This window comes from Sulfurimonas sp. (assembly GCF_032250635.1).
In the GTDB taxonomy this organism is placed as follows: Bacteria; Campylobacterota; Campylobacteria; order Campylobacterales; family Sulfurimonadaceae; genus Sulfurimonas.
The window spans coordinates 1-8,966 of sequence record NZ_JAVVFL010000083.1 but is presented as its reverse complement, the minus strand read 5'-3'; the positions used below and the strand labels follow the sequence as shown (position 1 = coordinate 8,966).

At 34.8% G+C, this 8,966-nt stretch carries 7 protein-coding genes and 1 pseudogene; 7 read left to right on the top strand and 1 reads right to left on the bottom strand.

The window, feature by feature from the left end:
- A pseudogene (locus RQ763_RS06345) lies at positions 1-194 on the top strand (MarR family transcriptional regulator); the annotation flags it as partial.
- Between the two features lie 20 nt (positions 195-214).
- Here RQ763_RS06345 and RQ763_RS06340 read toward each other — a convergent pair.
- Positions 215-1,198 (bottom strand): hypothetical protein, encoded by a 984-nt coding sequence (locus RQ763_RS06340; protein WP_314151833.1) that lies wholly within the window; start codon positions 1,196-1,198, stop codon positions 215-217.
- A 290-nt stretch (positions 1,199-1,488) separates the two neighbouring features.
- On the opposite strand from RQ763_RS06340, the gene RQ763_RS06335 reads away from it, so the two are divergent.
- The 6 genes from RQ763_RS06335 to RQ763_RS06310 all read left to right on the top strand — a co-directional run bounded on the left by RQ763_RS06335 (position 1,489) and on the right by RQ763_RS06310 (position 8,774).
- Positions 1,489-2,520: a DUF4118 domain-containing protein gene (locus RQ763_RS06335; protein ID WP_314151832.1), complete on the top strand. Its 1,032-nt coding sequence runs from the start codon at positions 1,489-1,491 to the stop codon at positions 2,518-2,520.
- Complete coding sequence (locus RQ763_RS06330; protein WP_314151830.1) at positions 2,517-3,206, top strand: response regulator transcription factor; 690 nt, start codon at positions 2,517-2,519, stop codon at positions 3,204-3,206. The genes RQ763_RS06335 and RQ763_RS06330 overlap by 4 nt, the downstream gene beginning before the upstream one ends.
- Before the next feature lie 19 nt (positions 3,207-3,225).
- Positions 3,226-4,536, top strand: a complete 1,311-nt coding sequence (locus RQ763_RS06325) for an NAD-binding protein (RefSeq protein ID WP_314151829.1) — start codon at positions 3,226-3,228, stop codon at positions 4,534-4,536.
- A complete protein-coding gene (locus RQ763_RS06320; RefSeq protein ID WP_314151828.1) occupies positions 4,518-5,969 on the top strand; it encodes a TrkH family potassium uptake protein in 1,452 nt (483 codons plus the stop codon). Before RQ763_RS06325 ends, RQ763_RS06320 begins: the two co-directional genes overlap by 19 nt.
- Positions 5,970-6,178: 209 nt before the next feature.
- Positions 6,179-7,354 carry an Ig-like domain-containing protein gene (locus RQ763_RS06315; RefSeq protein WP_314151826.1) on the top strand — a complete coding sequence of 392 codons (1,176 nt, stop codon included), beginning with the start codon at positions 6,179-6,181 and terminating at the stop codon, positions 7,352-7,354.
- Between the two features lies 1 nt (position 7,355).
- Entirely contained in the window at positions 7,356-8,774 is a 1,419-nt protein-coding gene (locus RQ763_RS06310) for a hypothetical protein (RefSeq protein ID WP_314151825.1), read from the top strand.
- Positions 8,775-8,966 lie beyond the last annotated feature (192 nt).

Here is an 8,966-nt window from a genome sequence, read left to right as displayed (position 1 = left end):
ATAGAGAAGAGGACAAAAACGACAAAAGATGTATGCTCGTCTGTCTAAGTGAGCGCGGTGAAGAGCTTGTGCAAAAAGCGCTCAGTGAAATCTCAAAAGAGTGCAACAAATATTTTGAAATTCTTGATCCAAAAGAGAGAGAGCTCTTCGGCTCTCTTTTAAAGAAGATTCTTGTAAATATAAACAAGATCTGACACTCTCTACGACTAGCTCTTTATTTCATCTCTAGTATTTTATTGTTGCTTTGAGTCTGAAATCTTCTCATCTTTTCTTCAATCAGATTATTATTTTCCGTCAAAAAATGAACAAGCTCTCTAGCATTAGGATTCTCTTGCTCAACAAACAGCACCTCTTTTTGTAGTGGCGCGAGTAACAAGGCTATAAAATCTTTTGCCAATTTAATAATATAATCATCAAAGTGTTTTAGGTTGGCACCCTTCTCAATCATTGCATCAATTTGTTTAGCTTGAATATCACTCTGTTCTATCAAGTTTTTACCATTATCTTCAATTTCATAGCTCTCAGGCAACCACTTGCTGTTTGTTTTAAAAGTGCGAACCTCTTTCATAAGCCAAGTGATATCACGATTTAAGATACCTAATGTCTCACTTTTCAATCCGCTTACTTCAATGCTGCCATCTTGTGTTTCTAAAAATTTAAGCTTTAGCAAATCTACTCCCAGTTTTGCAGTGTAGTTGCATTGCAGTAATCCAATATACTCTTTGGTTTCATCTCTAGAGATTATTGAGGACTCTTTAGAGAGAGTAACTTTTTTAAAATCTCTAAATGTCATGTCAGCTTTTGCAACACCCAAGTCCATTATTCTACTGATTGAGTTGACATCCAGTTTCATATTTTTTAGATGATTAATCTCATCTTGAAGATTGTCTCTCTCATTCTCAATCTCTATGGATTTTGCAACAGCATTCTCTAGTTCTACTCTGGCTCTAATCTCTTTTTCTTTCTCCTCTCGTTCATCGTTAAGCTTCTGAGATATAACTTTCGTCATGCTGGATGCGACAATAGTGGTTCCCATAAAAGTGCCTATTGCTGCAACAATCACAGCTAAAAGTTTTGTTGGGATTAGCACAATTGAAGCACCGACAGAGCCGATGATAACACTCATACCAACAGTTAGCATTATCATAGTAGATGTTTTGGAGACAAAACTACTCAATTTTTGTAGTAAAAAATTCACTCTCACTCCTCTTTCATATTTATAACTCTTTTTTTAACTTAAGTTCACCGCCATTTTGTTAATTATAGCAACTTTAGACATAAGTTAACTCCTATATGGAGTCGATGCATCCTACGTCTTTATAATATTTTGATACTTTTAAAATAATCTTGATAAGTTATTGATAATATCTAGACTATAATTTAGATAAATCAAAACAAAGATAACAACATGTCAGTAGCAGATATCGCAATGATAGTCATATTAGTAATCCTTACCATTATAGTTCTTATAAAACTTCCCAACGCTTAATGAAAAATTTTAGTTTTAACTATTTTAATTACGCCTACATCTTCAAAGCACTCGGGATGCTCTTTATAATAACCCTTATAAGCCATGTTTTTCGTGAGCATTTGGACATTATAAACATAGGACTCATACATATCATCCCTGTTGTCGTAGTAGCAATTCATGGCAATATGAAGGCAACCGTTTTTATCACTATCTTAAGCGTCATCTTTTTTAATTTTCTCTACATTCCCCCTCTCTACAGTTTTAGTGTTCATAATGAACTCTATATTTGGAGTTTTATTATTTTTGGAATCGTGGGCTGGATTATTACGGTTCAGGCCAAAAATTTACATACGCAGACAAAACAGAATGAGTTAAGAGAGAGTTTGCTGCATATAATTTCACATGACCTAAGAACACCACTTTCGACCATACACGGCACGACAAATCTTATCTTGTCAAATCAAAATTTAGACAAAAGCAGCATAAATAGTTTGCTTGAAGATATCAACTACGCATCTTTAAGAATGAAAAGATTGATTACAAACCTTCTCGACAGCGCTAGACTCTCAAGCGGAGAGATAAACCTCAAGCTTGACTGGTGCGATTTTGAAGATATTATCGGCGTTGCTTTGGAAGATTTTTCACAAAAACAAAATGATGAACTGCTGGATATAAAAATAGATGAAATCGCCCTGTACTGGGGTGACAACATGTTGCTGACTCAACTTATAGTAAACCTTTTAGACAACGCCTTTAAATACTCCATAAACAATACAAAAGTTGTTTTAAAAATAAAAAACTCCAACGATGCTCTAAAAATAGAGATATTTAACCAAAGCAGCCATATCGACAAAGCAAAACTAAAAAACATTTTTGACAAGTTTTATCGTCTTGAAGATACAGACGATATTTCGGGAAGCGGCATAGGATTGGCGATTTGCAAAAGCATCGTAAATCTTCACGGAGGAAGCATCAAAGCAAGCAGTGTAAATGATGGCATACTTATAGAGGTATCTTTACCCGTAGTAAAAAAGGCAAAATTAGTATGAAAAATTATCTTATCCAAATAGTAGAAGACGACCCGTCGGTAAAAAAATTGTTAGAGATTACCTTTAAAGAGTATGAATTTAATCATATCTCATGTGAAAATAAAAAAAATGCAATGATGATGTTTCTAAGCCACAGTCCCAATCTGCTTATAGTCGACCTCGGCTTGCCTGATGGTGATGGAAAAGAGTTTATAAAACAGGTAAGAGAGATATCAAAACTCCCCATTGTGGTTCTTAGTGCAAGACATGACGAAAAAGAGATAGTAGCAGCCCTTGATGCAGGAGCAGACGACTACATAACAAAGCCGTTTTCGGTAAATGAGCTTTTGGCGAGAATCAGAGCAAATCTTAGAAGAGATATAAGCCATGAAAATCTCTGCAGCAAAATTGTTTGCGGTGAACTTGAGATGGATATCGCCTCAAGAGATATATTTTACAAAAGTGAGCAGCTAAAATTGACGCCTATCGAATACGAACTTTTAAAATACTTTCTACTAAACACAAACAAAACACTTACGCACAAACAGATTTTAAAAGAGGTGTGGGGCGTAGGATATCAAAACGAAATGCAGTACCTTAGAACCTATGTCAACACGCTAAGAAAAAAGATAGAGCAAAACAGTACAAGACCAAACTACATAAAGACAGAATCGGGCATAGGCTACAGATTTTGCTGCAATAACTAAAAAACAGAGGGGAAAACAGATGGATATTATAATTGCGGGTGCGGGAAGAGTCGGTTTTAGGCTTGCAAAATCGCTAAGTGAGAACAACAATGTTATTATTATGGATAAAAATGAAGATGCTCTAGAGAAACTTCAAGAGAGTATAGATGTCTTGACGATACCAGGAGATGTTCAAGACCCAAAAAGTTATAAATCTTTAGAAAACAGAAGTATCGACATTTTCATTGCAGTTACCGACAATGACGAGATAAATCTTATATCATCTATAATAGCTTCGGAAAAAATAGATGTAAAAAGAAAGATTATAAGGCTAAAAAAGGAGTTTTTTGCAAGAAGCTCCATTGCAACTAAAATCGGGATAACCGATGCCGTCTTTCCATACAATTTAACGGCTAAAAGTTTGGTTTCGCTTCTTGATTATCCTATGGCAAACAATGTTAAAAGTTTTGCTCAAACCTCAAACAAACTTATCTCCATAAAAATAGAGAGCGATATTCAAGAACTCTCCGTTTTTAAGATAGATAATGACAAAGCAAAGGTCGTCGGGATTGACAGCGGCAAAAGACTCTATATACCAAACGGGGACGAAAGACTGAAAATAGGGGATATGATATACCTTTTCGGCGAAGATGATGCTATTGAGAAGATCTCTAAAAACCTAAATAAAACAATGCCTAAGAAGATTAAAAATGTTGTTATTTTTGGAGCAGATATTTTAGGCATAGAAATAGCAAAAGCCCTGATTGAAAAAAAAGCAGTAATAAAAATCATAGAAAAAGATATACAAAAATGCAAAACGGCATCTGAGATACTACAAAACAGAGCTACTATTATCAACAGCAAATATGGCGATTTTCGGCTTTACGACGACGAGGGGTTGAAAAACGCAGATATGATCATAGCCTCGACTTCAAACGATGAAGAAAACATTATTAAATGCATTGAAGCGAAGGAGCAGGGAGTACAAAAAGTAGTCGCCATAAACAACGACCTCGAACACTACAATCTTATGCACTCTCTGGGCATTATAGTAGTCAGAGGTCCTAAAATCAACGCTTTTTACTCTATTATGGAGACCATAGGCTCAAGTTCCGTTATCAATACAAAGCTTTTCTGCGGCGGCTCAGGCATCTGCTTTATTAAAGAGTTGAAAGACGGAAAAAGAGTAATCAGCCCGCTAAATATAACCGGAGCAATCACTTATATAGTGTCAAATGATCAATTACACATTTTTCATAAGAAACAGATCTTTGAGCATCCGGCAATAGTGGCAGTTTTTTGTCTTGAACAAAAAAGAGAAGAGGTAAGAAAGTGGATAAACAAACTCTAAAAAACATAGCAAAACTTCTAGGAAGCGTGGGAATCTATCTCTCTCTTTTCTTTTTATTTCCTATTGCCATAGGATGGTATTACGGTGAAGATATATCCCTCTTTTTGCTCTTTGATATTTTGTTTTTTTTACTAAACGGCACTATATTTTTATTGCTTAAAAACCATGACATTACACTCTCTTTAAGAGACGGGATACTTAGCGTTAATCTTATTTGGATTTTGGTAGGTTTTGCGGGCGCCGTTCCGCTATGGCTCTATAGCAATATAACATTTATGCAGGCTGTTTTTGAGTCCATAAGCGGTTTTACAACTACCGGAGCCACAATATACTCGGATATCGAGAGTCTGCCTAACATGATTTTAATCCTTAGAAGTCTCATGCACTGGATTGGAGGTATGGGGATTTTAGTCTTGGGCGTGGGTCTTTTGTCTTTAATCAACCCCAGCGGCTCACTGGCTCTTTTTAAAGCAGAAGCCAGCGGAATAAAGCTTGACAAATCAACACCGAAAATAAAAGATACCGCCATGATGCTTTGGGGAATCTATATAGTTTTAACTTTTTTCGATGCAGTACTTTTAAAACTAGGCGGCATGAGCGCTTTTGATGCTATAAACCATGCATTTAGCACCATATCAACAGGCGGTTTTTCAACAAAAAACAGCTCTTTTGGCGCATTTGAGAGTCCCTTTATCTTATGGACTACTACATTTTTTATGGTTATTTCCGGTATTACCTTTTTGGCTCACTTAAAAGCATTTAGAGGAAACATAAACGGTTATAAAAACGAAGAGACAAAATGGTATATCATTATATTTATTTTGCTCTCTTTGTTCATGGGTCTCTTTAGATATCAAAGCAGTGACGATACGCTTTTTATGGCTATGACTCATGCAAGCTTTAACATTGCCGCACTTATGACGACGACGGGTTTTGCTTCTCTTGATTATGAAGCATGGGGACAGATGGCGGTCTCAATTGCATTTTTAGCGATGCTCGCAAGCGGAAACGGAGGCTCTACAGCAGGCGGTGTGAAGATAATAAGATACGTCGTATCCATAAAAGTTCTTTTTGTGGAGCTTAAGAAGATAATTCATCCCAGTGCAATTATAAAAGTGTTTATAAATAACTCCCCCGTTTCAAACTCCCTTATATCAATGACCTTTGGGTTTATTTTGCTTTTTGTTATCACAAATGCAATAATCACGTTCTATCTCTATGCAAGCGGCTACGATATGATGACCTCTCTCTCAAGTGCACTTGCCTGCGTCGGAAATATAGGACCGGGTTTTTCTCAAGTCGGACCGGCTCAAAATTATGGATTTTACGACGGCTTGGATTTATTCGTCTTGTCTTTAGGGATGATTATAGGAAGGTTGGAAGTCTTTACGTTTTTACTTATATTTTTACCTAGCTTCTGGAAGAAGTTTTAGTTTTACCACTTGATGTTTAGAGCTTTTACCTCGTTCCACCTTTCCCAAGGTGGAATGCCTACAGTAAATAAATACATCACACCTCAGGAGAGGTGTGACGAGAGAAAATAGGAGTATATACTTTTTGCTTAAAATTTATAACTAATATATTGACTTTATTTACAAAAAATAATATAGTTATTAATATTTTTTCACAAAAAGGGTTTTATATGTCTCATTTTTTCATCAAGTTAGTACTGTTTTGTACAATATCTGTTGGTTTACATGCCCAGAGCGGTCTTGCTCAACAATATTTGGTTTCTGTATCTCCAGAACACTTAGCTGAGTTTGAATCTCCTAATACTAATGTTGAGATTACATTTACAATGCCTGTTGAAGCTAAATCTATTCATAAAAACACAGTTGTACTTAAAGCAGCTACAAATAAAAGACTTAGCGGAACTTCTAGGGCTATCGGTAATAAAATTGTTTTTACACCTGATGCTGCTTTGGAAGTTGGAACATATGAAGTTCTAGTTCAAAAAGTAAAACTGGATGATCCATCTACAAACAATACTCAAACAGAGAGAATCAACTATAACTTTACTGTGCCGGATTTACAAAGTATAGCAATCTCTCTGTCCTCTATTGAAGTAAAAGAAGGAACTCAAATAACTCTATCTGTAACTGGAACATATGCCGATAGTTCAACTAAAGAAATCTTAGACAATATAGAGTGGAGAATCCAAAATAACTCTATAGCTTCTATCTCAAATAATACTTTAAGTGGATTAACTGAGGGTGTTACTACTATACAAGCTAAGTTTAACAACATCACATCAACTCCGGTAACGGTAGTAGTGTATAAAGAGATAAACGGTTACAAACTCCCGCCCGAACCAGACCCGGCAGTAAACAACTCTACTCTTCTTGGTATAGACTTTAACAATAATGGTGTCAGGGATGATGTGGAAATATATGTCATAAAACGCTTTGCAAAAGATCCTGAATTTCCTAAAACAAAAACAGCTCTTGCTATGCAGTATGCTTGGTCTGCTCAAAAGATACTTGAGAATCCTACTATGGAGAGTAGTAAATTTGAAGATGATGCAATTTCTTGTCAATACTACTGGTTTGATAAAAAACAAAAAGATATTAATCAAAGAATAATAAACCTTGATGAAACAGATTTTAATGCAGCAATCCAAGAAGCTTTAAAAGCTGGTAAATGGAGAAGTGAAAATAAAGTATTTAATGATTCTGAAATTAAAGATAAAATTTATAATACTAGAGCTAGAATTGAACAAAAATTTTCTTATAATTCTGCATTAAGTGGCAATATTTTAAAAACTTCTCCGGCAACTGCTGAAAAATGTCAAACTAATATAGATGAGCTAGGAGAATAATATGAAAAAATTATTTATATTAATAACTTTTATTTTTCTAAATATAGCTCAAGCACAAATTATAGATGAATGTAAGACAGATATTTATTTTGGAAATGGTGTATGGAATAGTAGTGAACAAGCGAAAGATAGTATTAGAGAGATGAATAGAAAAATAATTAATCCTTTTATAATAAAAAACAGCCCTATACTAAAAGCTAAATATGGAGAAGTTCAGCTTCAATATAATTGGGGACAAGGATATATGCTAGATGTCCTAGAAACATACTACCAGCTAAAAGAATCAGGACAAGTTAATGGAATAGAGTTTTTTGCATTAATGACTCTATTGTTTAATGGTAATCCTATTCCGGCAACAATATCAACTGTCATGTATCAGTTGCGTGAATCAGCGATAATCATGGATGAGCAAGCGAATACGGTAGAGATGTTTCAGAAGTACTATGAGGAAAGTTTTAAGTATGCTCATAGAGTTCTTTTAGTTTCACATTCACAAGGAAATCTTTTTGCTAATCGTGTTCATGAAAAAATCACTCCATCACAATATCAAAACTACTTTGCAAACTTGCAAGTTGCATCACCTGCAAGTGAAGTTAAAGCATCAAAAGGTGACTATGTAACAGGCTTTATTGACCCAGTAATAAATCCTATTCCTGGGAGTATGTCTAGCAACGCAAATTTAGATTTTCCAGGTGGACACAAGTTTGTTGAGGCTTACTTAACTAGTGAAGATTCACTAATAAAAATAACAACAAAAATGAAACAACTTTTAGCAAGTCTAGATGCTGAACCATCACAATGGCAAACAGCTCAAGAGTTTGATAAAGGCACAATCGACTACAAAATTAAAGTAAAGCATAGATTTGACCCTAGTGTAGTTATGAGTGAACAAGTTTACCCTTTTGCACCATCAAAAAAACTATACTATGTAAGCATTGGAACTATACCGGGCTATGTTAAAGCTAGCTGCGGTGGTACAGAAATTTTGGCATCTTGGACGGGCCAACAAGATAATGAATTTTACATGATAAATAATCCAGAAAAAGAAAAAATCACTGTAAAAACAACTGAGACTGTTCAATATGTATTGCCGTTATATAACCAAGACAAATCACTAGAAGAACATAGTTTTATTATTGATGATAATGCAACACAAGTACTGATTTCATTATACTCTTATGAGCCTTGTGGATATATGCTTAATGGCAATTATATCCCTTATCAGATTTATGTTAGAGTTAATAATCAAAATGTAGTAACTATGGAATATCCAAATATAGTAGAAGAAGACTTTTTAAATGTTGATATTACAGATGTTGTCAATTATGGAGAGAATACTATTGAAGCCTCATGTTATTCTTATGATAATCCTTTTCCGGAGTATGACAGTGTATCTGTTGAGATTAAGAGTTTTTTTTGAAACAATAAACAATATCCATAATGAATCTCCACTTTTTACAACCTTGCTTCTTTCGCTCTCAATATCCACATTGGGAGTGTGTTAAAATTTTGAGGTCAAACTGTTTGATTTAGAGATTTATTTGCAGGGGTGTAATCTTATACATTTTTAATTTTTGCCAAAAACCGCTGCAAGATTATCATAGCAGAGATA